The following is a 24087-nucleotide window of genomic DNA, read 5'->3' as shown; positions in this document are numbered from 1 at the left end:
GACCAGGTGTGCTGATCAGGACGGGCGGCGGGGCTCAAGCATGTCGTCGTCGGGAACCGACGCCTGCGCGTTCCGCTGGAGCGCCGTCACGCCGGACACCCCGGCCCAGCGCCGCAACGTCGCGGTCGCGGCGAGACGGTCGGCCTCGTTGAGCCCGGCGACGTTCGCCCCGTGGTTGGCGCCGGGCGCGACGTAGAGGTAGGAGTCCTTCTTGGTGGGCGTGAACCGCTCGGCGCTCCACGGGTCGTTCTCGCCGTAGATGAACATCATCCGGCTCGACTGCTTGCGCACCCAGTGGTCGACGTCGAGCATCGGCCGGGGGTCGTGCCGTGAGCGAAGCTCCGCGGGAATCGACGAGTTGGCCTGGTAGAGGCCGGGGTAGCGGAGCAGCCCGCGCAGGTGCGCGAACTTCAGCTCGGGCCAGCCGAGCTGGGTGGCGGCCTGGTAGTAGTACGGCGTGTAGTACTCCAGACCCTGGTCGGTGTAGAACGCGAAGGACGCCACCTGGTCGAGCCACTGGTAGATCTCGTCGTCGGTCGCCGTGGCGGTCGGCACCTCAGCGCAGTCGGCCGCGGTCGAGTACTGCCAGAACGCCCACGGAGCGTCGAGCACGGTCATCTCGAACGAGCGGTCGGCGGTGCCGAGCGTCCTGGTGAAGGTGTAGCCGTTGTCCGCCGCGTACGCCTTCAGCCTGGGTACCAGCCGGTCGCGCCGCTTGAGCGCCTGGATCTGCACGTTCTTCAGCGCGGTGCGGCACGCGGCGTCACCGACATGGGCGAAGAAGTCGTCGTACTCGCGGTCGGCGGGGTTGACCCGGTCGTTCGGTGCGACGTAGGCCACCACGCCGTCGACGTCGCCGGGGTAGAACCGCCGGTGATAGACGGAGGTCATGCCGCCCTTGCTGGCGCCCGTCTGGATCCACTTGCCGGTGTAGACCGTCTTGAGCGCCTCGACGATGCGGTGCTCGTCGCTCGCCTCCTGCCAGATGTCGAGATCGCGCCAGTTCGCGGGGGCGGGCCGGGAGGGCGTGAAGAAACGGTGCTCGACCGAGACCTGGTTGCCGTCGAGCAGCCGGGTCGGCTCCGTCCGGGACGGGTTCGTCGACATGCCGTACCCGCTGGTGTAAAGCACCACCGGCGCGGCGGTGTCGCGGTGCAGAAGGCTCAGCCGCTGCTGGAACGTCCCCTTCTTCGGGTTGCGATGGTCGATCGGCTGTGTGTAACTCAGGATGAAGTACCGGTAGCCCGTCGGCTGGGACTCCGAGACCACCGTCAGGCCGGGGACGGCCTTGAGCGCGGCCAGCAGGGGATCCTCGGCGGCCGTGACGGACGACCTGACTGGGGTCGCCGCCGCCGAAGCGGGCAGGGCGACGGGGCCGGTGGTGAGAAGCGCGAGCATGAGGGCGGGGACGAGGGCGGTCGCGGTCCGGGTTCGCACGATCGTGTCTCCTGGGGGGCGGAGCGCGTCACCGGAGGTTCGGCCCCGGTGACCACTACGAGGGGCAGAAGCGTGATCGTCACCCTAACATCAGACATTTACTGATTTAAGGACATCTAGTCGCCATCGGCGTGCGCTCACGCCAGCGCGGACATCACCCGGGCACGATGATCGGCGGGGGAGCCCCACGCCGAGTGCAGCGCCCGCGCCTTGCGGATGAGCAGGCTGAGGTCGTACTCGTCGGTGTAGCCGATGGCCCCGTGCACCTGCAGGGCGATCCTGGCCGCCGCGTACGCGGCCTCGGACGCCGCGGCCTTCGCCGCCGACACGTCCCTCGCGAAGTCCGGCGTGCCGTGCGAGAGGGCGGCGCCGTACACCAGGGGACGGGCGTACTCCAGCCCGACCAGCGCGTCGGCCAGGTGGTGCCGGACCGCCTGGAACTCGCCGATCGGCCGCCCGAACTGCCGTCGCGTTCGCGCGTAATCCACCGACACCTCCAGCAGCCGGCGCCCCAACCCGACGAGCTGGGCGGCGCACACCAGCGCCCCCATGTCGTACGCCTCGGCCGCCGCCGCATCAGAGGCGATCACCTCGCCCGCAGTGACTCCGGTGACTGAGAACAGCCGCCGGACCGGGTCCAGGGAGGCGTGCGCCTCGCCGCACCCGGCCACGCGCAGCTCCTCCCCGTCCACCGACAGCACCAGCCCGGCGACGTCCGCGTCCAGCGCGTACGGCACCGCCGGAGGAAGCGCGAGCGACACGACCAGGGCGCCGTCGGCGATCGCGGGCAGCCACGCGGCGGCCGGCGACGACTCGGGGAGACGGCCGAGCATCACCGCGGCCGCCACGGTCTCGACGTACGGCCCAGGCACGCCGTGCCTGCCGAACTCGTGGAACGCGGTCACCAGCTCGACGGGGAGAGGCCCCGCGCCGCCCGCGGACTCGGGCACGGCGAGCGCGAGGACTCCGGCGCCGGCCAGCGAGCGCCACAGCGCGAGGCCCGGCTCGGGTCTCCCCGCGGCCCACTCCCGGGCGACGACGGCGGCGGACCCCTCGGTCAGCAGCTTGTCCAGGGTCTCCGCGAACAGTCTCTGTTCGGCGTCCAGGACGAACCTCACGTGTCATCGCCCCGCTCTCGGCAGGCCGAGCACCCGCTCGGCGATCACGTCGCGCTGGATCTCGTTGGTCCCCGCGTAGATCGGGCCGGCGAGGGAGAACACGTAGCCCTCCAGCCATTCGCCCGCGAGCTCGCCGTCCGGGCCGAGCAGGTCGAGGGCCGTCTCGTGCAGCGCCACGTCCAGTTCCGACCAGAAGACCTTGTTGACGCTGGACTCGGCGCCGATGTCGTCGGTGCGTGAGATGGTCTCGAAGCCCTTCAACCGGTAGGCGCGGGCCCGGATCCACGCGTCCGCCACCCGGTCGCGCATCGCGGAGTCGGCGGGGTCTCCGTGCTCGCGCCAGAGCTCCACCAGCCGGTCGGCGGCGGCCAGGAACCGGCCCGGGCTGCGCAGCGTGAGCCCGCGCTCGTTGCCCGTCGTCGTCATCGCGACCCGCCAGCCCTCTTCCGGTGCGCCGACGACGTCCCTGTCGGGCACGAACACGTCGTCGAAGAAGAGCTCGGCGAAGGCGGGCTTCCCGTCGAGGCGTCCGATCGGACGGCGGGTGATCCCCTCGGCGTCCAGCGGGAACATCAGGTAGGTCAGCCCGCGGTGCCGTTCCGCCTCGCGGTCGGAGCGGAAGGGGCCGAAGCCCCGGTCGGCGAAGGCCGCCCGCGAGCTCCACGTCTTGTGGCCGTTCAGCAGCCAGCCGCCGTCGACCCTGGTCGCGGTGGCGCGCAGGGAGGCGAGGTCGCTGCCCGCTCCGGGCTCGGACCAGGCCTGCGCCCAGATCTGCGAACCGGAGGCCATCGGCGGCAGGACGCGGGCGAGCTGCTCGGGCGTGCCGTACCGGAACAGGGTCGGGGCGAGCAGGGTGATGCCGTTCTGGCCGACCCGGCCCGGCGCCCCGGCCGCGTAGTACTCCTCCTCGAAGACGAGCCACTCCAGCGGGGTCGCGTTCCGCCCGCCGTACTCCTCGGGCCAGGAGACCACCGACAACCGGGCCGCATGCAGCTCGCGCTCCCAGGCGCGGTGCGCGGCGAACCCCTCCTCGGTCTCCAGCGAGGGCAGCGGCGTGGCGGGGACGTGGGCGCGCAGCCACTGCCGGACCTCGGCGCGGAACCGTTCCGCGGCCGACAGGTCAAGATCCATCGGCGGCCGCCTTCATGCTCCGGGGGTCCATCCCGGCGAGCGAATCGGCCGAGGTCTCGGCGTTGTGCGCGTGGGCGAGGTGGTGCAGCCCGAAGACCGAGTCCATCCCGGCGTGCATGCCCTGGAGGTCCTCGGCCTGGTTCACTGCCTTCTTCGCCAGGGCCAGGCCCATGCGGGGCATGGCCGCGACGCGCTCGGCGAGCGCCAGGACCTGTGCCTCCAGCTCCTCGCGGGGCACCACCCGGTTGACCATCCCGACCTCGTACGCGCGCCGCGCGGGCATGCGGTCGCCGGTGAAGAGGAACTCCTTGGCGATCCTCGGCGGCATGGCCCACGGATGGGCGAAATACTCCACGCCGGGGATGCCCATCCGCACCACCGGGTCGGAGAAGAACGCGTCCTCGGAGGCGACGATCAGGTCGCAGACCCAGGCGAGCATCAGGCCGCCGGCGATGCACGCCCCCTGGACCATCGCGATCATGGGCTTCGGTATCTCCCGCCACCGCCGGCACATGCCGAGGTAGACCTCCGACTCGCGGGCGAACCGGCTCTCCGCGCCCTCCCTGCCCACATGGTCCCACCACAGGCTCGCCCTGCGGTCGAAGGACAGGTGGGCGTCCCGCTCCGGGGTGCCGATGTCGTGCCCGGCGGAGAAGTGCCGGCCCTCGCCCGCCAGCACGATCACCTTGACCTCGTCGTCGGCCGCCGCCCGGTAGAAGGCCTCGTCCAGCGCGTACGTCATCGCCGAGTTCTGCGCGTTGCGATATTCCGGGCGGTTCATGGTGACCACCGCCACGGGCCCGCGCCGCTCGTAGCGCACCACGCTCACGGCACCGCTCATGGCACCCTCGATTCTTTCTAACAACTATTTGATAGAGTAAACCACGTCAGCTCAGCGAGGTGGATCCCGGCGGGCCGGGGATCCGTGGAGGGCGGGGCATGCAGCCGACCTACGTTCCCGGTCACGGCCTGCTGCGGGGCCGGGTGGCGACGGTGACCGCGGCGGCCGGCACCGGCATCGGGGGCGCCTGCGCGCGGCGCCTGCTCGAGGAGGGCGCGCGCGTGGTGATCAGCGACGCACACGAGCGGCGGCTCGGTGAGAGCCTGGGCAAGCTGCGTGCGGAGTTCGGCGACGACGTGACGGCGGTGCCCTGCGACGTCACCTCGGAGGAGCAGGTGCAAAACCTGTTCGCGGTCGCCGAGGAGCGGTTCGGCCCGGTGGACGTCGTGGTCAACAACGCCGGTCTCGGCGGCACTGCCAGGCTCACCGAGATGACCGACGAGCAGTGGGCCCGGGTGCTCGACGTGACGCTGACCGGCACCATGCGCTGCACGCGGGCCGCGCTGTCGCGCATGCAGCCGAGGGGCCGCGGCGTGATCGTGAACAACGCCTCGGTGGTCGGCTGGCGGGCACAGGAGGGCCAGGCCCACTACGCGGCGGCCAAGGCGGGGGTCATGGCCCTGACCAGATGCGCCGCGATCGAGGCCGCGCCGTACGGCGTGCGGGTCAACGCGGTGGCGCCCTCACTGGCCCTGCATCCGCACCTGGCCAAGGTGACGACGGAGGAACTGCTGGCCCGGCTCGTCGAGAAGGAGGCCTTCGGCCGTCACGCGGAGCCCTGGGAAGTGGCCAACGTTATCGTCTTCCTCGCGAGCGACTACTCCTCGTACATGACCGGGGAGGTCGTCTCGGTCTCCAGCCAGCATCCCTGAGAGGTCCGCCCTTCCATGAGCCCACGACGCCGAGACTCCGAGAGCACCGCGGCCGCCCGCGCCGAGCGCAGGGCGGAGTTGCTCGCGACCGCCGCAGAGGTGTTCGCGTCGCGGGGATACGCGTCGACGACGGTCCGCGAGGTGGCCGACGCCGCGGGCATGCTCGGGGGCAGCCTCTACTACCACTTCGACTCCAAGGAGTCGATGGTCGACGAGATCCTGTCGGTCTTCCTCACCGACATGTGGGCGGCCTACGACGCGGTGACCGCGGCCGGGCTCGACGCTCGGGAGACCTTCCGGTCGCTCATCGCCGAGTCGTTCCGCACGATCGACCGGCATCGCCCCGCCGTCGTGATCTACCAGAACGAGTCCAAGCACCTGGCGACCAATCCGCGGTTCGCCTACCTGACCGACTCGCAGCGCCGGTTCCGCGCGATGTGGTTGTCGGTGCTGGACCGGGGCGTCATGGAGGGCGTCTTCCGCGCGGACCTCGACACCGGTCTCATCTACCGCTTCACCCGCGACACCGTCTGGCTGGCCGCGAGCTGGTACCGCCGCGACGGCAGGCTGTCCGCGGACGAGATAGCCAGGCAGTACATGGCGATGGTCCTGGACGGGATCGTGACGACCTGAGGAGTTGCCGATGGCGGAGGCCTACATCGTCGAAGCGGTGCGCACCCCGGTGGGCAGGCGCGGCGGCGGTCTTTCCCGCGTGCACCCGGCGGACCTGGGCGCCCATGTGCTGACCGAGCTCATGTCGCGCTCCGGGGTCGATCCCGCGGCGGTGGACGACGTGGTCTTCGGCTGCGTCGACGCGGTCGGCCCGCAGGCGGGCGACATCGCCCGCACCAGCTGGCTGGCCGCCGGGCTGCCCCAGGAGGTGCCCGGCGTCACCGTCGACCGTCAGTGCGGCTCGTCCCAGCAGGCGGTGCACTTCGCGGCCCAGGCCGTGATGTCGGGCACGAGCGACCTCGTGGTCGCCGGCGGGGTGCAGAACATGTCCCAGATCCCGATCGCCTTCGCCTCCCGCGGCGCGACGGACTCCCTCGGCCTCACCGGCGGCCCGTTCGCCGGTTCGCGCGGCTGGCAGGGCAGGTACGGCGGGCAGGACGTCTCCCAGTTCCGCGGCGCCGAGATGATCGCCCGCGACTGGGACATCTCGCGGGAGGACATGGAGGTCTTCGCGTACGAGTCGCACCGCCGCGCGATCCTGGCGATCGACGAGGGACTCTTCGAGCGGGAGATCGCGCCGCTCGAGGGCGTCGCCGCCGACGAGGGGCCGAGACGCGACACCTCCCTGGAGAAGATGGCGGCGCTGCGGACCCTGGAGGAGGGCGGCCGGCTCACGGCCGCGGTGGCCTCACAGATCTCGGACGGGGCGGCGGCGCTCCTCATCGCCTCGCCGGAGGCCGTGCGGACCCACGGCCTGCGCCCCCGGGCCCGGGTCCACCACCTGTCGGCCCGCGGCGAGGACCCGATCCGCATGTTGTCCGCGCCGATCCCGGCGACCGCGCACGCGCTCAAGAAGACCGGCATGTCCATCGGCGACATGGACTTCGTGGAGATCAACGAGGCCTTCGCCCCGGTGGTGCTCGCCTGGCTCAAGGAGACGGGCGCCGACCCGGAGCGGGTCAACCCCAACGGCGGCGCCATCGCGCTGGGCCATCCGCTCGGCGCGACCGGCGCCAGGCTGATGACCACCCTGCTGCACGAACTGGAGCGCACCGGCGGCCGGTACGGCCTGCAGACGATGTGCGAGGGCGGCGGTCAGGCCAACGTCACCATCGTGGAACGCCTCTGGTGAGAACGGTCGTCGGGGGATCGGGGGGACACTATACAGCAAAGCAAGCGCTTGTTAGGATCCGGCCATGATTCCCACGATTGTCTGGGGCACCGGCAACGTCGGCCGCGCGGCCATCCGCGCCGTCGAGGCACATCCGGCCCTGAAACTCGCGGCCGTGCTCGTCCACGACCCGGGCAAGGTCGGCCGCGACGCGGGCGACCTCGCCGGGCTCGGCCGCGATCTTGGTGTCGAGGCCACCGATGACGTCGACGCGGTGCTGGCGGCCCGTCCGGGCGCCGTGGTGTACGCGGCGTCCGGCGAAATCCGCCCCGACGAGGCCCTCGCCGACATCATCAGGGCGATCCGAATCGGAGCGGTGGTCGTCACCCCCTCGCTGTACGCCCTCTACGACCAGCGCAACGCCCCGCCGGAGATGCGGGAGGCCGTGCTGGCCGCCGCGGCGGAGGGGGGCGGCTCGCTGTTCGTCTCCGGCATCGACCCCGGCTGGGGCAACGACGTGCTGCCGCTGCTGGTCAGCGGGCTCGGCACGACCGTCGACGTGATCCGCTGCCAGGAGATCTTCGACTACTCCACCTACGACCAGCCCGACTCGGTCCGCTACCTGGTCGGCATGGGCCAGCCGATGGACTACGAGCCGCCGATGACCGCGCCTACCGTCCCGACCATGGTGTGGGGCGGGCAGATACGGCTGATGGCCAGGGCCCTCGGCGTCGAACTCGACGAGATCCGCGAGACCCTCGACCGGCGCCCGCTCGACACCACGATCAGCACCAGGTCGATGGGCGACTTCGAGGCGGGCACCCAGGGCGCGGTCCGGTTCGAGGTGCAGGGCATCGTCGAGGGCGAGCCCCGCATCGTCATCGAGCACGTCACCCGCATCCACGCGTCCTGCGCACCCGACTGGCCGACGCCGCCCGACGGCGACGGAGCGCACCGCGTGATCATCGAAGGCAGCCCGCGCATCGAGGTCACGGTCGAGGCCACCGACGAGGGCGGCAACCGGGCCGCGGGCGGGAACGCCACCGCCGTCGGCCGGCTGGTGAGCGCCGTCGACTGGCTCGTGGACGCGGATCCCGGACTCTACGACGCGCTCGACGTCCCCCTGCGTCCCGCCGTCGGCAGACTCGGAAGGAAGCACCCGTGAACATCGACATCCCCGAGGGCAAGGACGCGATCGAGTACGTGTGGGGCGAGATGGTCCCCGGCATCGGGATCGCCGCCTCGAAGTTCTCGATGTCGGTGTACGCCCACACGACCCTCGGGCTGCGCGAGTTCGAGGCGGCACGGCTGCGGATCGCGCAGATCAACGGGTGCGCCTTCTGCCTCGACTGGCGCACCGAGCGGGACGGCCAGAAGGTCGAGCCCGAGTTCCTCGACGCGGTCACCGAGTGGCGGACCACCGGCGCCTTCGACGACCGCACCCGGCTGGCCGCCGAGTACGCCGAGCGGTACTCCCTGGATCACCACGGCCTCGACGAGGAGTTCTGGGCGCGGATGACCGCGCACTACAGCCAACTCGAGATCGTCGAGCTGAGTATGAGCATCGGCTCCTGGCTGGCCTTCGGCCGGCTCAACCACGTGCTGGGCCTCGACACCGTGTGCGCGCTGCCGTCGGCCCCGCGCCCCCGGACCGGCGGCTAGACGCGCAGCGGTCCGGAACGTCAGGTGGGGCGATCCCCCCACACGTCACTCAAGGAGAGGTAGCGGCTTAACGCACAGTAACCAGAACATGTTTAAGAGTAAGGAAGATCGAATGGTCGACAACCCCTCGGGCGGCACAGGTCACAAAGGATTCTCACGTCGTAAGTTCATCGCTGGAACCGGTTCTCTTCTTGGCGTAGCGGCCCTCGCGGGCCGTACCACCACGGCCCAGGCGGCGGCCGTCCCCGCAGCCGCCCCGATCGCCTCCGGCGACCACGTCCCGGTCCTGGTGATCGGCACCGGATACGGCGGTTCGGTCGCCGCCCTGCGTCTCGCCCAGGCGGGCATCGACGTGCACATGATCGAGATGGGCATGGCCTGGGACACCCCCGGCTCCGATGGCAAGATCTTCTGCAGCACGCTGAACCCGGATCAGCGGTCGTACTGGCTCCGGACCAAGACCAAGCAGCCTCTCAACTACTTCCTCGGCTTCCCGATCGACCGGAACATCTCGCGCTACACCGGGATCCTGGACGCGGAGGACTTCGCCGGCATCACGGTCTACCAGGGCCGCGGTGTCGGCGGCGGTTCGCTGGTCAACGGCGGCATGGCGGTCACGCCCAAGCGTGAGAACTTCAGCTTCGTCCTCCCGACGGTGAACCCCGACGAGATGTACGACACCTACTACCCGCGCGCCAACGCCGGGCTCGGCGTCGGCGTCATCGACTCGGCCTGGTTCGAGTCCGCCTCCGCCTACCAGTACTCCCGGGTCGGGCGTAAGCACGCCGGACGCTCCGGTTTCCCGTGGGGCTTCGTGCCCAACGTGTACGACTGGGACTACATGGAGCAGGAGCAGGCCGGGACCGTCACCAGGTCCGCGCTGGCCGGGGAGATCCTCTACGGCAACAACTACGGCAAGAAGTCCCTGCAGAAGACCTACATCGCCCAGGCCAAGGCCACCGGCAGAGTCACCATCTCCCCGCTGCACCGGGTCGCCTCGGTCGCTCCGGCGGCCGGCGGCGGCTACACCGTCTCCATCGACCAGCTCAACACCAACGGCGACACCACGAACGTCAAGACCGTGCTCGCCGACAGGGTGTTCTTCGCCGCAGGCAGCGTCGGCACCAGCAAGCTGCTGGTGAAGCTGAAGGCCACCGGCGTGCTGCCCAACCTGAACGACGAGATCGGCAAGGGCTGGGGCGACAACGGCAACGTCATGTGCGGCCGGGCCAACCACCTGTGGGACCCGACCGGCAGCCTCCAGTCGACCATTCCCTGCTCCGGCATCGACAACTGGACCGCCGGCGGCGCGTTCTCCGAGGTCGCCCCGCTCCCGGTGGGGATCGAGACGTTCGCGTCGTTCTACCTGTCGATCACCAAGAACCCGAACCGCGCCCAGTTCTCATGGAACGCCGCGACGGGCAAGGTCGACCTGAACTGGCAGACCGCCTGGAAGCAACCGGGCATCAACATGGCCAAGACGATCTTCGACAAGATCAACGCGAAGGAGGGGACGATCTACCGGACCGACCTCTTCGGCGTGTACAAGATCTGGGGCGACCACCTCACGTACCACCCGCTCGGCGGCGCGGTGCTGGACAAGGCCACCGACAACTACGGCCGCCTCGTCGGCTACCCGGGCCTCTACGTCATCGACGGCTCGCTGATCCCGGGCAACACCAGCGTCAACCCGTTCGTGACCATCACGGCCCTGGCCGAACGGAACATCGAAAAGATCATCGCCACGGACCTGTGACGGCGAGATCCCGCACGGGTGCACGGCCACCTCAGGCGGCCGTGCACTCGTGCGCTCAGTCTTCAGCCGAGCTCACGGCTTGTGTGGATCAGTCGGCGACGAGGCGTGCACCGCGCCCTTCGAACTCGCGCTGCCGGCGGACGAGGTACGTGCCGGGCGTGCAGCCCGTGGCCCCGTGCTCGGGATGGAGCAGGTAGGCGACGGCCGTGGTCTCGAAGACGCCGATCGCCAACAGGTGGGAGTCCGACACCCCGCGCGTCCAGCGGCAGGTTCCCGGGTCGGCGACGAGGGTGTGCGGGTTCGGAGGTGAAGACCGCCCCGGCCGCCCGGCGTACGGCGTCACATCCGCTCGATGCTCTCCGCAGGCCGTGACGGCAGCCCCGGCGGAACGGTCGTCAGGGCCGCGACCGGTGAGGAGACCCAGTGGAAGCGCGGTGGATCGAGTCCGATCAGGCCGTACAGGCCCGAGATGGCCGCTTCGGCGGCGCCACGGTCGGCGGGCGGCGTCGACAACGCCCGGCCCAGCCATTCTTCGCGGATTTCTGCAGCTTCCCGCTGCACAAGAGCGCTCACCAGATGAAGGTGGCGTCGTCCTTTCCAATGATCACGCCGAAATGGCGGCAGATCATCGCATCTGTTGTCCACAGTCCGCGTCTCCACCGGAATCCGACGCGGATCGCCTCTTGATCACGATGCCGCCGCTTTGCATAGTGGATCTCGGATACGTCTCAGACGAAGGCGGTGCGGTCACGTGGCAAGCAGGGAAGGGATCAGGCTTCGCGTTCTCATGGAGCCCCGGCACGGCGCCCGCTACGAGGACATCCTCGGGCTCGCCCAGGCGACCGAGCGCGCCGGGCTCGACGCGTTCTTCCGCTCGGACCATCTGCTCGGCGTCGACCCGGACGACCCGGCCTACCGGCCCACCGACTGCTGGACCACGCTCGGCGGGCTGGCCAGGGACACGGAGCGGATCCGGCTCGGCGCGCTGATGAGCGCGGCGACGTTCCGTCACCCCGGCCTGCTGGCGACCATCGTCGCGTCCGCCGACGAGATGAGCGGCGGCCGGGTCGAATTCGGCATCGGCACCGGCTGGTTCGCCAGGGAGCACGCCGCGTTCGGCTTCCCGTTCCCCGACACGGGCGAACGGTTCGACCGGCTCGAGGAACAGCTGGAGATCATCACCGGGTTGTGGCGTACGCCCTTCGGAGACGAGCAGGGATTCTCCTTCGAAGGGGCTCACTACCGCATCGAGGCCAACCGCACCCCGCCGCGGCCGTTCCAGTCGCCGCACCCGCCGATCCTGATCGGCGGCACCGGGCCGAAGCGGACCCCGGCCATCGCGGCCAGGTACGCGTCCGAGTTCAACGCGGGTCTCGGCGGCGACCTGCGCGAGCAGATGGCGACCTTCACCCGGGCCTGCGAGGAGATCGGCAGAGACCCGGGCGAGCCGCGGCGGTCGGCGTGTGTGCCCGTCGCCTGCGGGTCCACGCCCGCGGAGGTGGAGCGCCGGGCCGAGGGCATCGCGCCGTTCTTCCTCGGCGCCGCGGCGATCGGCTCCCCGGACCAGATCGCCGAACAACTCACGGGTCTGGGGGAGATCGGGTTCGACACGGTCTACCTGTTCATCTTCGACATCCACGACCTGGACCACATCGCCCTGATCGGGGCCGAGGTCCTGCCGCACCTCGCGGCGGCGAAGGTCGCGGGCCCGTGAGCGGCGCCTGAGCAGCGGCTGACGGAAGATTTCCGGCGGATACCGCGGAACAGCCCATCCCGAATCCGTCACGGTGCGACGATGCTCCCTACCCGTGAGTTACCGCGGCGTCCGGTGAGAGGGGATTTCCATGGGCGACCCCACCGCTAGCTCCACAGAACTCACCGGCGGCGCGGTCGGTCGCAGGCGGTTCCTGACCTTCCTCGTCGCCGCTCCGACGTTGACGCTCGCGACGACCGACCTGGCCCCTGACTCCGCGGCAGCCGCCTCCGTGGACGTCGCGGCGGGCCTGCCCGGCCTGCCGCAGCCCGCGGACATCATGGACCTCGGCGACGTGCTCATCCTCGCCGGCACGCCCACCGCGCATCTGCTGGTGCTGGAGGTGACCGAGGACGGCGAGGCCCACTTCGAGCTGCCACGAGCCGAGGTCGGCCAGGGCATCACCACGGCGGTGGCCATGCTGGTCGCGGAGGAGCTCGACCTCCCGCTGGCCAAGGTGCGGGTGCGGCTCGCCGACGCGCGGCCCGAACTGCTGATGAACCAGCTCACCGGAGGATCCAACACGATCCGCTCGGTGTACGGGCCCGTGCGCCGGGCCGCCGCGGCCGCGCGGGCACGCCTGGTCGCGGCCGCGGGCGCGCGATGGGACCTGGCGCCCGGCCTTCTCGCCACCCGCGACGGCGCGGTCGTCGCACCGGACGGGCGCACGGCCTCCTACGGCTCCCTCACGAGCCTCGCGGCGACGCTGCCGCTGCCGGGCCTCACCGCGAAACCGAAACCGGAGTCCGAGCACACCCTGGTCGGCACCCCGACGTCGCGCGTCGACGCCCGCGCGATGGTGACCGGCGCGATGCGCTACACGCTGGACCTCGACGTGGCGGGTGCCATGCCCACGATGGTGCGGCGCCCACCGACGATCAACGGCACCGTGCGCTCGGTCGACAACGAGGCCGAGGTGCGGGCCATGCCCGGCGTGATCGACCTCGCCGTCGTCCCGACCGGCGTCGCGGTCATGGCCGAGACCTTCGGGCAGGCACAGGACGCCAAGGACGCGCTGGACGTCACCTGGAACGGGGGCACCGTCGACTCCCTGTCGGACGCCGGCATCCGCAAGCGGCTCCGCGCGGCCGCCCTGCCGTTCGCCGTGCCGCCGCTGCTGACCCGGTACGTCGACGCGGAGTTCGACTTCGCCTTCGTCAGCCACGCCCCGCTGGAGACGAACTGTGCGATCGCCGACGTACGCGAGGACCGGGCGGAGATCTGGGCCGGGCTGAAATCCCCGATCGTCGCCAGGCAGACCATCGCCGCGGCGATCGGCCTGCCGGAGGGCCGGGTCACCGTGCACGTGAGGCAGAGCGGCGGCTCGTTCGGCCGCAGGCTGTTCTTCGACGGCGCGCTCGAGGCCGCGCAGATCTCCAAGGCCATGGCCAGGCCCGTCAAGCTGATGTGGTCGCGCATCGACGACATGCGGCACGGGAGGGCCCGCCCGGCGACGCATCACAAGATCCGCGCCACCTACGCGCTCGGGCGGGTGCTCACCTACGAACATCGCGTGGCCGCCGTGGAGACCGATCTGCGGCACGGCCTCGGCGAGATCCTCACGGCCACCGCGGCCGGTCTCCCGGTCGCGGGCAACCTGAGCTTCGCGCAGACGGTGTTCCTCACCACCGTGAAGGTGCCCTACGACTTCGGCGTCGTGACCGAACTGCTCAACGAGGTGCCGCTGAAGATGCACACCGCGAGCTGGCGGTCCGTGTACTCGGCCAACACCCGCGGAGCGGAGGAGATCCTCGTCGACGAACTGGCGAAGAAGATGGGCAGGGACCCCGTCGCGTTCCGCCGCGCGTTCCTCAAGACCGACCGGCAGCGCAGGGTGCTGGACAAGGTCGCCGCCGAGGGGGACTGGGGACGCGCCATGCCGGCGGGCTTCGCCCAGGGGGTCGGCTTCCACGACGAGTACCAGTCGTGCACGGCGTGCCTGGTCGAGATCGACGCGCGTGATCCGGGTGAGCCGAGGGTGGTCCGTGCGGTGATCGCGGCGGACGTCGGCCGCCCGATCAACCCGCGCGGGCTGGAGGCGCAGCTGCTCGGCGGCCTGACCGACGCCATCTCCACCACCCTGCGGGCGGGCCTGCACATCGACCGTGGCCTGCCGCTGGAGGGCAGCTACTCGCAGTTCCACTACGCGCGGCAGAAGGACTCGCCGTCCGACGTGCGGATCTTCATCATGCCCGCCGGCGGTGAGCCGGGCGGCGCGGGGGAGCTGGGCGTCCCCGCGGCGGTCGGCGCGATCGCCAACGCCTACGCGCGGGCCACCGGGATCCGGCCGCGCAGTTTCCCCATCAACTTCGACGTCGACTTCACCCCGTTCCCCCGCTGAGGAGTCCGATCGTGCCCGCTTACACCTTCGCCGTGAACGGGAGGACCGTCACCGTCGACGCGCCCGCCGACATGCCCCTGCTGTGGGTGCTGCGCGACAGGCTCGGCGTGACGGGCCCGAAGTACGGCTGCGGCATCGACGTCTGCAAGGCCTGCACAAGCCACCTCGACGGGGAGGCGATCAACCCGTGCGTCGTCGCGGTGTCCGAGGTGGCGGGCAGGGAGGTCACCACCATCGAGGGGCTCGCCGACGGCGATGCGCTCCACCCCGTGCAGGAGGCATGGCTCGAGCAGGACGTCGCCCAGTGCGGCTACTGCCAGCCCGGTCAGATCATGGCCGCCGTCGCGCTGCTCAGGAAGACCGCGAACCCCACCGACGCCGAGATCGACGCGATCCAGAACGTCTGCCGCTGCGGCACCTACGTCCGGATCCGCGAGGCGATCAAGAGGGCGGCGGCGAAGATGTAGGTGCCGCCGGGCCGAACCGCTGACGCCGTGCTGCCGGGCGCCGACGCAATCGGTTGCATGATGTGGTGCGAGCACGTGCGGCACGATGCCGGGGGTTCATCCGCTGCTGCTCGGGAACGCCACGTCATCTTGGCGTGCAACCGATTGCGTCGGCCGTTTCCCTACGCGCGCGCCTCCTCCATCAGCGCGGCCAGTTCCGGTTCCGGCTCCAGGACGAACAGCCCGCCATGGGTCCGGTCGGTCACCCAGATGAGCCCGCCGTCGTCGACGAACAGGTCATTGGCCTGCGGCGCCCGCTGGCCGGGTGGCGTTTCCGAGACCCAGTGCGCGACCTCGCGCGGATCGCCCGGATCCTCCAGGTCGTAGACGCGGACGCCCGCGTTGAAGTACGTCGCGAAGACGAGCCGCTCGCTCCGGTACGACCCCTGCCGGTTCTCGTGCAGGTTGTGCGGTCCGAAGCGCATCGGCAGGTCGTCGTACGGACCGTCCGGATGTGGGAGGGCGCCGAGGTACGACGGCTCGGCCGGATCGGCGACGTCCACGAGGTGGATCCGCCTCTCCGGCGCGCGCGGGCCGTCGTGCTGCTGCTCGTCGGTGACCACGAGGAGATCGCGGCCGGGCAGAGGGAGGCACGTGTGCGTCGCACCGCCGCCCCACCTGCACCGGCCGATCATCTTCGGCGCGGCCATGTCGGAGACGTCGAGCACGACCAGGTTGGCGTCGTCGAAACCGAGGTAGGCGACGTCGCCGGAGACGAGGGCGTGGTGGGCGGCGTAGCGCCGGCCCTCCGGCCAGTCCGGCTGCTCGCCGCCCGCCTCCCACTGTCCCGGCCACCACCATCGGCCGGCCTCCACGGGACGTGCGGGGTCCGACAGGTCGACGGCGACCCAGATGCGGTCCCGGAAGCCGTCCGGCACCGCCGACATGTGGGCGTACCGGCCGCCCTCCCACACGATGCGGTGCACGCCCTTGCCCCCGGACTCCCAGAACGCGATCTGCTCCGGGGCGAACGGGTCCGTCAGGTCGTACACCGCGAGGCCCGCCGAGTGGGGGCCGAGCGGCCCGGTCGGCCGGTAGGGAAAGCGCTCGTGGTTGACGAGCAGCAGTCCGCCGGCGACCTGGACCTTGTGCGTGTGGGTGTTGTCCGGCGCGGCCCACTGGTCGACCAGCCGGGGCCGCAGCGGGTCCGACACGTCCAGGATCGAGGTTCCCATCCTGGACGTGCCGCTGTGGCCGACGTAGATGGCGTCGCCTTCACGCATCACCTGCATGCCGTCGCCGCTGCCGGCGAGGTCATGGTGGGCGAGAAGGCGGAGCCCCTTGGCGGCAGCCGTTCCCAGGCTCATGCTCACACGTTCCCGAGAGCGGGCCGGAACGGCAGGCCCAGGATCTTCTGCGCACGCCAGAGCGGCTCGAGGTAGGTGTACGCACGCCAGTCGGTGCCCTCAGGGACCGACTTGAAGCCGATCTGGTCCTGGATGAACTTGTCCATGTCGGCGGGGTCGAAGCCGCCGTCGGCCACGTGGTAGTCGGGGGCGTTCTCGGCCGAGTACGCGTCCGCGAACTCCGGCGGGACGTCGAATCCCTTCTGCACCATCAGGGCCAGGACCGCGTCCTTGTTCGCCTGGTTCGTGATGAACTGCCGTGCCTTCAGCGTCGCCGTGAGGAACGCAGTGACGGTCTCCGGGCTCTCCGTCAGCAGCTTGTTGGCCGCCCACCCGTTCTGCGGCACCCTGCGGGTCTCCTCGAACAGGAACTTGCCGCCGGCCTTCTCCAGCACCTCGCGGTGGCGGAGCTGGAGGCTGGCCCCATCGACCACACCGGCGATCACGGACTGGAGCCGCTCGTTCGACTGGCCGCCGGTGCTGACGATCTTGACGTCCGTGTCCGGCGTGACGCCGTTCTTGACGAGCAGTTCACGCAGGATCGCGTCGTTGCGGCTGTTGAACTGACCGCCGGTGATCGTCTTGCCCTTCAGGTCGGCTGCGGTGTTGATGCCCTTGCCGACCCCCAGGATGTTGGCCTCGCCGCCCAGGTAGACCGACAGGAACCGGACCCCCGTGTTGCTCTTCTTGGCGGCGGCGATCGTCGTGTCCGAGTCGTACAGCGCCATGTCGAGCGAGCCGCCGATGAGGGCGGGCAGCGGGTCCTCGATGGTCTTGATCTCGACGTTGTCGATGCCGACTTCCTTGAAGTAGCCCTTTTCCTGGGCCACCAGGATGTCTTCGTGGAAGAGGTAGTAGGGGTTGTCGACGCCGACCACGAGAGTGTGCTTGACCTTGCTCGTATCGATCGTCGCGTCGATGTCCTCCGCGCTCGCGGGGGCGCTCTTGTTGGCGGCGTTCGGGGCCGCCGCGCCTCCTCCTCCTCCTCCGCCTCCGCAGGCCGCGAGAAGAACGGTGAGACTGAATACGGACAGTAACTGCTTGGATCTGTGCATCGGTGACTCCTGGGCGTCGTCCCATGGAAGCGGCTGTATGGAAGCGGCTGTGTCGAGTGGGGGATGGCGAACCGCGCCGACCCGGGTGGGGGGTGAGGAATCTATGCGCGTGAGATGTCACGCCATGGCGCCGCGCGCTGTTCGAGCCAGCGCATCGCCTGCACCAGCCCGACGGACATCACGGCGAGGAGGATCAAGGTCGCGTACAGCATCGGGGCGTCGAACTGCTCGCCCGCCCTGTCGAGCAGGAAGCCGAGGCCGTTGCCTCCGCCTCCGAGCAGTTCACCGATGAGCATGCCGACGAGGCCGCGTGCGATGCCCTGGTTGACGCCGGAGATCACGAACGGCAGCGTGTAGGGCAGGATCACCTTGAGGTAGATCTGCGGCCTGCTCGCACCGAATACGACGCCCGCGCGGACCAGTGAAGGCTCGACCGTCTTCACGCCCGCCATGCAGTTGACCATGATCGGGAAGACGGCGGACAGGACGATGATCGTCAGCTGCATGGAGTTGCCGAATCCCATGATCAGGATCAGTAGGGGGATGAGGGCGACCCGGGGGAGCGAGGTCATCGCCCACACGTAGGGGCTGAGGATCAGGTCGGCGACCTTGCTGGCGCCCATGAGCAGACCGACGGGGATGCCGATCACCGCCGAGATCGCCAGGCCGATGAGGAAGTTCGTGAGGCTGTGGCTGAGCTGCGGCCAGATCGTGCCGTCGGCGAAGCCGTTGAACAGGGCGGCGAACATGTCGGTCGCCCGGGGGAAGAACAGCGAGTTGATCACTTCCGCGCGGGCGACGAGCTCCCAGATCGTGAAAAAGATGGTCAGGTTGACCACCGTGATCCCGACGCTCTTGAACCGCGCGAACTTGCTGACTTCGATGGTCTCGATCTGCTGGCCGTCCGTGCGCGCGGGGCTCTGGATCGTCTCGGTCATCGTGTCGCGCCCTCCTGCTTGGCGCCCAGGGCCTCGTCCGCCAGAAGCGACCACAGATGACTGCGGATCTCTCCGAACCTGGGCGAGCGCTGGACGTCGGACTGCTCGTCGAACCGCGGGCGGGGGAGGTCGACGTCGATGACCTCCCGGATCGTGCCGGGCCGCTTGCTGATGACCACGATGCGGTCGGCCAGGAGGATGGCCTCGTCGATCGAGTGGGTGATGAAGACGACCGTCTGCCGGGTCTCGGCGATGATCTTCTCCAGCTCCGCCTGCATGGCCTCCCGCGTCATCGCGTCCACCGCGCCGAACGGCTCGTCCATGAGCAGGATCTCGGGCTCGGTGACGAGTGCGCGTGCGATCCCGACGCGCTGCCGCATGCCTCCGGAGAGCTCATGGGGATAGGACTTCTCGAAACCCGTCAGCCCGACGAGCCGCAGCGCGCGCGCCGCCCGCTCGGCCTGCTCGGCCTTCGGCACGTGTCCGCGACGGTTCTCCATGGCGAACCGGATGTTCCGCTCGACCGTCCGCCAGGGGAGCAGCGCGTAGTCCTGGAAGACCATCGCCCGGTCGGCGCCCGGTCCGGTCACCTCCTCGCCGCGCACGCGCACCGAACCTTCGAGCGGCTTGACGAACCCGGCGATCAGATTGATGAAGGTCGTCTTGCCGCAACCGGACGGTCCGACGATGGCGAGGAACTCGCCCCGCCGCACCTGGAGTGAGACGTCTCGTAGCGCGATCAGTCGTGTGTGTTCCCGCCTGTTGTCGTAGCCCGCGGTCACATGTGCCGCCTCGATGAGCGCCGGCTCCGAGGGTCTTTCATCCGCGGCGTGCTGTGCGCCGGGCGCACTGCGGGCCTCTACTTGCCCCATCCCAGCTCCCTGCTCAGATCAGCCTGTTTTCCTGCCTCTGGCGTTGCCCGCTGCAATCGGTTGCGCCGACGGTACCCAACCGGTTGACCAGCGTCAAGGAGCTGTATACAGAATAATTTGGGCAGTAAGAGGCTTACCTCGGGCTTCAGATCAGGGGTGTTGCGCAATCGATTGCGAAATGAGATGTGGCCAGTCTGGGTCGTGCGGACGGGGGAGGGAGCGCGCTACCCGCGCCCGCTCATCCGCGGGGAGACGGCGGCCGAGTCCGGTCGGCGCGCGGGTCCGGTGGAGCCCCTCAAATCTGAAGATCCGCCTGGCCGTCCGGCGCGGCGGGCGTTCGGGCGGCCGGCGCCGGACGAGGGGTCGCCCAGCGCGGCCAGCGCGGCCAGTGCCCGTTCGGACCGGCTGCCCGGCTCGGCCTGGGCGACGAAGAGGAACTGCCCGGGGGCGCTGTTGACGGTGAACGACTCCTGGAAGAGGACCACCTCGCCGACGATCGGGTGGTTCAGGTGGAGCACTTCATTGGTCTTGGCCCGCACGTCGTGGCGGGCCCACATCCGGCGGAAGTCCTCACTTCGCCGCGACAACTCCTCGACCAACTCGAGCAGCGCCGGGTCGTCCGGTTCCGTTCCCGCCGCGGCGCGCACGTGCGCCACCTTGGACCATGCCTGCTCCTCCCAGTCCAGGTAGAACTCGCGCGCCGACGGGTTGAGGAAGGTCAGCCGCAGCAGGTTGTCGCTGTGCTCCAGCGCACCCAGGTGGGCGGCGGCCACGTGGTTCATGGCCAGGACGTCGTACCAGCGGTTCGTCACGAACGTCACCATGTCGTCCCAGCGCTCCATGAGGCGCTGAACGCTCGGGCTGACCCGGTCGGTCCATTCGGACGTCGTCGGCCTCCCCACCCGGGGGCGGACGAGTTCGAACAGGTGATCGGTCGCCTCGTGGTCGAGCTGGAGCACCCGTGCGAGCGCGCCGAGCACCTGATCCGATGGATGACGCTCGCGCCCCTGCTCGAGCCGTGTGTAGTAGTCGGCGCTGACGCCGGCCAACGTGGCCACCTCGTCGCGGCGCAGTCCAGGCGTCCGGCGACGCCCGGAGTCGCGCAGCCCCAGGTCTTCGATGTCTCTGGCCTGGCGCCGGGCGCGGAGGAAATCGCCAAGGGGACTACCTCTGTCCATTGGGCCACCGTAAGCCACGCATAAGCGGATATATAGAGACAAACTGGAAGCTTTAAGAAGTCTGAACCTTTCACGTCACTGGACATCGCTGGTGGGGGAGCTCCCGCGCCGCCCGGAAATGAGACCCCGCGCGGATTGGAAAATTGCGGGGCACGCATCTTTGCCGAACGCGCAACATCGGTTAGGGTGGGTGCCATGAGCACTGAGGACGTCGCGAGAATCGGCCTGCGGGAGCGCAAGAAGCGCGAAACCAGGGCGATGCTCAGCTGGGCGGCCGTCAGACTCACGGTCGAGCGCGGGTTCGACCGCGTAAGGGTGGAGGACATCGCCGAGGCGGCGGGGGTGTCACCACGCACGTTCAACAACTACTTCTCCAGTAAGGCCGAGGCGATCGTCGCCCGCCACCTCGACCGCGCCCTGCGAGTCGCGGAGATACTGCGGAGCCGGCCCGCCTCCGAGCCGCTCTGGGAGTCCATCGCCTACGCGGCGCGAGCGCAGTTCGAGCCGCCGCCGGAGACGGTCGCGCGTCCGGTGACCGACCGCCAGCAGTGGATCGCCGGGGTGCGGCTCATGGTCGCCGAGCCGGCGATGCAGGGCGAGTTCCTGCGGGCCGGCGCGCTCGCCGAGGCCGAGATCGCCGCCGCGGTGGCCGAGCGCACCGGCACCGACGTCAACCGTGACCTATATCCGCATCTGGTGGCCGCCGCCGTCACGGCCGCCGGCAACGTGGCCATGCAGCACTGGCTGCGCACCGATCCTCCCGGGGAGATGGAGCGGTTGTTGTCCGAGCCTCCCGTGGGGATGGAGCAGTTGTTGTCCGAGGCTCTGGCGCAGTTCGCCGCGGGCCTGCCCACGCCGTAGCGCGGGCTCATCCTCCAGTACGTCAACCCGGCGCCGCCGGGTCGATCCATCGTGCGCGCACGCGCGCCCGCACTCAAAGGATCTTGTCATGCCCATCGACGTCGTCATCTCCGGTGCCGGACCGAACGGGCTCATGCTGGCCTGCGAACTGGCCCTCGCCGGTGTCCGGCCACTCGTCCTCGAGCGACTGACCGGTCCGTCCGGTGAACAGCGGGCCAACGGGCTCGTCGGCCAGGTCGTGCGGATGCTCGACCGGCGCGGCCTCCACGAACGGCTCACCGGCACCGCCGCCCCGCCGAGCCCGGCACCGGGCTTCATGTTCGGCGCGTTTCCCCTGGACTTCACCGCGCTGCCCGACAACCCCGTCTACGTGATGATGGTGCCGCAACGCCGCATCGAGGAGATGCTGGCGGAGCGGGCCACCGAGCTCGGCGTCGAGATCCGGCGAGGTCACGAGGTGACCGGGCTGACCCAGGACTCCGGCGCGGTCACGGTCGAGGTGACCGGTCCCGCCGGGCCGTACCGGATCGAGGCGCGGTTCCTGGTCGGAGCCGACGGCGGGCACAGCGTGGTCCGCAAGCTCGCCGGGGTCGGCTTCCCCGGCGTGACCACCGACCGCAGGATCTCGCGCAGCGCCCACGTCAGCATGCCGGCGGAACTGATCGATCCGGTCTCCGGCGGGCTGCTCGTCCCCGGCTACGGCACCGTCCCGCCCTTCCTGCACCACCGCACCGAGCGGGGACTGATCACATTCGCGCGGTTCCCCAGCGGGCCGCAGTTGATGAACACGACGGAGTGGCTGGAGCCCGGCGACGACGCCGGCTACGAGGAGCCGCTCACGATCGCCGAACTGCGCGACAGCGTCCAGCGGGTGCTCGGCGTCGATGTGCCGATCGGCCCGCCGGAAGGGCCCGGACCGCACCTGCTGCGGCGGCTGACCGGTGGCAACACCAGGCTGGCCGACCGATTCCGCGCCGGGCGGATCCTGCTCGTCGGAGACGCCGCCCACGTGCACTCCGCGATGGGCGGGCCCGGGCTCAACCTCGGCCTGCAGGACGCGATCAACCTCGGGTGGAAGCTCGCGGCCGAGTTGCGCGGCTGGGCGCCGGAGGGCCTGCTGGACACCTACGAGGCCGAGCGCCGCCCGGCCGGCCGACGGGTGACCATGCACACCCAGGCGCAGGCCGTCCTGTCCGGTCCCGGCAGCGAGGTCACCGCGCTCCGTGAGCTGTTCAGCGAACTGCTGGCAGACCAGAACACCGTGCGGCACCTCGCGAATCTGATAGCCGGCGCGGACATCCGCTACGACATGGACATGGCATCCGGGGGTGAGGGTACGGCTTCCGCCGGTGTCGCGGGGGTGGTCCCTGGCAACGCGGGCGGGGCTCCTGGTGTCGCGGGGATGACTCCTGGTGTCGCGGGCGGGGCTCTCCGTGTCGCGGGGACGGTCCCTGGCGAGGCGGACGCCGCTCTGACCGGCCGCTGGGCGCCCGACCTGCTCTTGCGCACCGCTGGGGGTGCGGTGCGACTCGCCGAACTCACCCGCGACGCCCGGCCGCTGCTCCTGGACCTCACCGACGGCGGGACGCTTACCGACGGCGGGACACTCACCGACGGCGGGACGCTCGCCGATGTCGCGGCACCGTGGCGCGACCGGGTCGACGTCGTGACCGCCCGATGCGACGACGCCGGCGTCACCGCGCTGCTCCTGCGGCCCGACTGCTACGTCGCCTGGGCCTCGGCGTCACCCAGTCCAGACGACCGGCAGCGCGCGGAGTTGCGATCCGCCCTCGGCCGCTGGTTCGGGCACCCGGCGGACACCGGTACCGAGGGCGCCGGTCAGCCGTCCGCCGACGTGCGAATTTGATCACGGGCTACCTCCGGATCGAGAAGATCACCGGCCGCCGGTGCATGTGGCGTTGCTGCTTTCATGGCGGCCGGTCCGGTGGGGTGTCTTTTGCTGTGGTCCCTGTGGTTCATGTGTCCTCTGTGGTCACGGTGGTCGCTGTCTGCGGGGTTGTGGTGGGTGGTGTTGGGGTCGGGGGGTGTAGGTGAAGGCCCAGCGGTCTTTGCCTTGGGGGTGGCGTTGGTAGCGATGGGGGTGCCGGTAGCGGTCGCGGTTGTGGAACTGGCAGGCGGGGCCGAGGAGGTTGAGGTTGGTGAGGCCGCCGTCGGTCCAGTTGTCGGCGTGGTCGATCTGGCACATGGTGGCGGGTAGGGGGCAGCCGTCGATCCAGCAGGTGGAGTAGCGGGCGTAGACGGCTTTGCGTTGGGGTTTGGTGGCCAGTCGTACGGCGCGGCCCATGTCGAGGACTTGTCCGTCGGCGTTCATGACCAGGCGGATGAGGGTGGAGGTGCGGGCGAGCCGGTCGATGTCGGAGGGGGACAGCAGTTGTCCGGTCGACAGCAGGAGTCCGGGTACTTTCCATCGCAGCCGCGACCGCTTTGGTTCTTGTTCTGGCTCTCGGGCCTGGCCTTGTCTTCGTGCCTGGTCTTCGTCGGGGGTGCCTGGCCGCGTTCGTGGGTCGCTGGGCCATTCCCCGGCGTGCCTTGTGACGCGGTCGGTGGTGTCGTCGGCGGGGTCTGGTTCAGCTCCCTGGTCAGCGCCTTGGTTGGTGGGGTCGGCGTCTTGGTTGG

General features: G+C 70.2%; 23 protein-coding genes. 11 read left to right on the top strand and 12 right to left on the bottom strand.

Annotated features, from left to right (window positions below; genetic code table 11):
- Positions 1-15: 15 nt before the first annotated feature.
- From Pka01_RS04750 to Pka01_RS04735, 4 genes are all read right to left on the bottom strand, one after another.
- On the bottom strand, positions 16-1437 hold the full coding sequence (locus tag Pka01_RS04750) for a S28 family serine protease (RefSeq protein WP_239114739.1): 1422 nt from the start codon (positions 1435-1437) through the stop codon (positions 16-18).
- Positions 1438-1574: 137 nt separating this feature from the next.
- Positions 1575-2555 (bottom strand): acyl-CoA dehydrogenase family protein, encoded by a 981-nt coding sequence (locus Pka01_RS04745; RefSeq protein ID WP_203881349.1) that lies wholly within the window; start codon positions 2553-2555, stop codon positions 1575-1577.
- Between the two features lie 3 nt (positions 2556-2558).
- Entirely contained in the window at positions 2559-3686 is a 1128-nt protein-coding gene (locus Pka01_RS04740; protein ID WP_203881348.1) for an acyl-CoA dehydrogenase family protein, read from the bottom strand.
- Entirely contained in the window at positions 3676-4527 is an 852-nt protein-coding gene (locus tag Pka01_RS04735) for an enoyl-CoA hydratase (RefSeq protein ID WP_203881347.1), read from the bottom strand. The genes Pka01_RS04740 and Pka01_RS04735 overlap by 11 nt, the downstream gene beginning before the upstream one ends.
- A 98-nt stretch (positions 4528-4625) precedes the next feature.
- On the opposite strand from Pka01_RS04735, the gene Pka01_RS04730 reads away from it, so the two are divergent.
- The 6 genes from Pka01_RS04730 to Pka01_RS04705 all read left to right on the top strand — a co-directional run bounded on the left by Pka01_RS04730 (position 4626) and on the right by Pka01_RS04705 (position 10600).
- A complete protein-coding gene (locus tag Pka01_RS04730; RefSeq protein ID WP_203881346.1) occupies positions 4626-5399 on the top strand; it encodes an SDR family oxidoreductase in 774 nt (257 codons plus the stop codon).
- A 15-nt stretch (positions 5400-5414) separates the two neighbouring features.
- Positions 5415-6032, top strand: a complete 618-nt coding sequence (locus Pka01_RS04725; RefSeq protein WP_203881345.1) for a TetR/AcrR family transcriptional regulator — start codon at positions 5415-5417, stop codon at positions 6030-6032.
- Positions 6033-6042: 10 nt separating this feature from the next.
- Positions 6043-7203 (top strand): acetyl-CoA C-acetyltransferase, encoded by a 1161-nt coding sequence (locus tag Pka01_RS04720; RefSeq protein ID WP_203881344.1) that lies wholly within the window; start codon positions 6043-6045, stop codon positions 7201-7203.
- A 64-nt stretch (positions 7204-7267) separates the two neighbouring features.
- Positions 7268-8347 carry an NAD(P)H-dependent amine dehydrogenase family protein gene (locus tag Pka01_RS04715; RefSeq protein ID WP_203881343.1) on the top strand — a complete coding sequence of 360 codons (1080 nt, stop codon included), beginning with the start codon at positions 7268-7270 and terminating at the stop codon, positions 8345-8347.
- Complete coding sequence (locus tag Pka01_RS04710) at positions 8344-8844, top strand: carboxymuconolactone decarboxylase family protein (RefSeq protein WP_203881342.1); 501 nt, start codon at positions 8344-8346, stop codon at positions 8842-8844. Before Pka01_RS04715 ends, Pka01_RS04710 begins: the two co-directional genes overlap by 4 nt.
- Before the next feature lie 112 nt (positions 8845-8956).
- On the top strand, positions 8957-10600 hold the full coding sequence (locus Pka01_RS04705; RefSeq protein ID WP_203881341.1) for a GMC oxidoreductase: 1644 nt from the start codon (positions 8957-8959) through the stop codon (positions 10598-10600).
- 88 nt (positions 10601-10688) lie between these two features.
- Here the strand turns inward: Pka01_RS04705 and Pka01_RS04700 are convergent, their stop codons facing one another.
- Positions 10689-10943 (bottom strand): DUF8820 family protein, encoded by a 255-nt coding sequence (locus Pka01_RS04700; protein ID WP_239114738.1) that lies wholly within the window; start codon positions 10941-10943, stop codon positions 10689-10691.
- Positions 10940-11173: a hypothetical protein gene (locus Pka01_RS04695; protein WP_203881340.1), complete on the bottom strand. Its 234-nt coding sequence runs from the start codon at positions 11171-11173 to the stop codon at positions 10940-10942. The genes Pka01_RS04700 and Pka01_RS04695 overlap by 4 nt, the downstream gene beginning before the upstream one ends.
- Before the next feature lie 178 nt (positions 11174-11351).
- Between Pka01_RS04695 and Pka01_RS04690 the strand changes: the two genes are divergently transcribed.
- The 3 genes from Pka01_RS04690 (at position 11352) to Pka01_RS04680 (ending at position 15161) form a co-directional block, all read left to right on the top strand.
- On the top strand, positions 11352-12314 hold the full coding sequence (locus Pka01_RS04690; RefSeq protein WP_239114737.1) for an LLM class F420-dependent oxidoreductase: 963 nt from the start codon (positions 11352-11354) through the stop codon (positions 12312-12314).
- Between the two features lie 130 nt (positions 12315-12444).
- Positions 12445-14694 (top strand): xanthine dehydrogenase family protein molybdopterin-binding subunit, encoded by a 2250-nt coding sequence (locus tag Pka01_RS04685; RefSeq protein ID WP_203881339.1) that lies wholly within the window; start codon positions 12445-12447, stop codon positions 14692-14694.
- A gap of 11 nt (positions 14695-14705) precedes the next feature.
- Complete coding sequence (locus Pka01_RS04680) at positions 14706-15161, top strand: (2Fe-2S)-binding protein (RefSeq protein ID WP_203881338.1); 456 nt, start codon at positions 14706-14708, stop codon at positions 15159-15161.
- A gap of 161 nt (positions 15162-15322) precedes the next feature.
- Here the strand turns inward: Pka01_RS04680 and Pka01_RS04675 are convergent, their stop codons facing one another.
- The 5 genes from Pka01_RS04675 to Pka01_RS04655 form a co-directional block, all read right to left on the bottom strand.
- Positions 15323-16507, bottom strand: coding sequence for an LVIVD repeat-containing protein (locus Pka01_RS04675; protein ID WP_203881337.1), 1185 nt, complete (start codon positions 16505-16507; stop codon positions 15323-15325).
- A gap of 2 nt (positions 16508-16509) precedes the next feature.
- Positions 16510-17601 carry an ABC transporter substrate-binding protein gene (locus Pka01_RS04670; protein WP_203881336.1) on the bottom strand — a complete coding sequence of 364 codons (1092 nt, stop codon included), beginning with the start codon at positions 17599-17601 and terminating at the stop codon, positions 16510-16512.
- Between the two features lie 101 nt (positions 17602-17702).
- On the bottom strand, positions 17703-18539 hold the full coding sequence (locus tag Pka01_RS04665) for an ABC transporter permease (RefSeq protein WP_203881335.1): 837 nt from the start codon (positions 18537-18539) through the stop codon (positions 17703-17705).
- A complete protein-coding gene (locus tag Pka01_RS04660) occupies positions 18536-19411 on the bottom strand; it encodes an ABC transporter ATP-binding protein (protein WP_203881334.1) in 876 nt (291 codons plus the stop codon). Before Pka01_RS04660 ends, Pka01_RS04665 begins: the two co-directional genes overlap by 4 nt.
- A 224-nt stretch (positions 19412-19635) precedes the next feature.
- Complete coding sequence (locus Pka01_RS04655; protein WP_203881333.1) at positions 19636-20589, bottom strand: helix-turn-helix transcriptional regulator; 954 nt, start codon at positions 20587-20589, stop codon at positions 19636-19638.
- Between the two features lie 195 nt (positions 20590-20784).
- On the opposite strand from Pka01_RS04655, the gene Pka01_RS04650 reads away from it, so the two are divergent.
- Both Pka01_RS04650 and Pka01_RS04645 read left to right on the top strand, forming a co-directional pair.
- Complete coding sequence (locus Pka01_RS04650) at positions 20785-21450, top strand: acyl-CoA-like ligand-binding transcription factor (RefSeq protein ID WP_203881332.1); 666 nt, start codon at positions 20785-20787, stop codon at positions 21448-21450.
- Positions 21451-21538: 88 nt separating this feature from the next.
- Complete coding sequence (locus Pka01_RS04645) at positions 21539-23317, top strand: FAD-dependent monooxygenase (protein WP_239114736.1); 1779 nt, start codon at positions 21539-21541, stop codon at positions 23315-23317.
- A 126-nt stretch (positions 23318-23443) separates the two neighbouring features.
- On the opposite strand, the gene Pka01_RS40620 is transcribed toward Pka01_RS04645, so the two are convergent.
- Positions 23444-23857 carry an HNH endonuclease signature motif containing protein gene (locus Pka01_RS40620; RefSeq protein ID WP_275414433.1) on the bottom strand — a complete coding sequence of 138 codons (414 nt, stop codon included), beginning with the start codon at positions 23855-23857 and terminating at the stop codon, positions 23444-23446.
- Positions 23858-24087: the final 230 nt, after the last annotated feature.

The organism is Planotetraspora kaengkrachanensis, from assembly GCF_016862895.1.
Classification (GTDB): Bacteria; Actinomycetota; Actinomycetes; order Streptosporangiales; family Streptosporangiaceae; genus Planotetraspora; species Planotetraspora kaengkrachanensis.
Note: the sequence above shows the minus strand (reverse complement) of the source record. Positions and strands in the feature narration are given on the sequence as shown.

Coding starts and splice junctions, on each gene's coding strand:
- Pka01_RS04740 (WP_203881348.1), bottom strand. CDS start 3,686: ATGGATCTTGACCTGTCGGCCGCGGAACGGTTCCGCGCCGAGGTCCGG.
- Pka01_RS04735 (WP_203881347.1), bottom strand. CDS start 4,527: ATGAGCGGTGCCGTGAGCGTGGTGCGCTACGAGCGGCGCGGGCCCGTG.
- Pka01_RS04730 (WP_203881346.1), top strand. CDS start 4,626: ATGCAGCCGACCTACGTTCCCGGTCACGGCCTGCTGCGGGGCCGGGTG.
- Pka01_RS04725 (WP_203881345.1), top strand. CDS start 5,415: ATGAGCCCACGACGCCGAGACTCCGAGAGCACCGCGGCCGCCCGCGCC.
- Pka01_RS04720 (WP_203881344.1), top strand. CDS start 6,043: ATGGCGGAGGCCTACATCGTCGAAGCGGTGCGCACCCCGGTGGGCAGG.
- Pka01_RS04715 (WP_203881343.1), top strand. CDS start 7,268: ATGATTCCCACGATTGTCTGGGGCACCGGCAACGTCGGCCGCGCGGCC.
- Pka01_RS04705 (WP_203881341.1), top strand. CDS start 8,957: ATGGTCGACAACCCCTCGGGCGGCACAGGTCACAAAGGATTCTCACGT.
- Pka01_RS04685 (WP_203881339.1), top strand. CDS start 12,445: ATGGGCGACCCCACCGCTAGCTCCACAGAACTCACCGGCGGCGCGGTC.
- Pka01_RS04675 (WP_203881337.1), bottom strand. CDS start 16,507: ATGAGCCTGGGAACGGCTGCCGCCAAGGGGCTCCGCCTTCTCGCCCAC.
- Pka01_RS04670 (WP_203881336.1), bottom strand. CDS start 17,601: ATGCACAGATCCAAGCAGTTACTGTCCGTATTCAGTCTCACCGTTCTT.
- Pka01_RS04665 (WP_203881335.1), bottom strand. CDS start 18,539: ATGACCGAGACGATCCAGAGCCCCGCGCGCACGGACGGCCAGCAGATC.
- Pka01_RS04660 (WP_203881334.1), bottom strand. CDS start 19,411: ATGGGGCAAGTAGAGGCCCGCAGTGCGCCCGGCGCACAGCACGCCGCG.
- Pka01_RS04655 (WP_203881333.1), bottom strand. CDS start 20,589: ATGGACAGAGGTAGTCCCCTTGGCGATTTCCTCCGCGCCCGGCGCCAG.
- Pka01_RS04650 (WP_203881332.1), top strand. CDS start 20,785: ATGAGCACTGAGGACGTCGCGAGAATCGGCCTGCGGGAGCGCAAGAAG.
- Pka01_RS04645 (WP_239114736.1), top strand. CDS start 21,539: ATGCCCATCGACGTCGTCATCTCCGGTGCCGGACCGAACGGGCTCATG.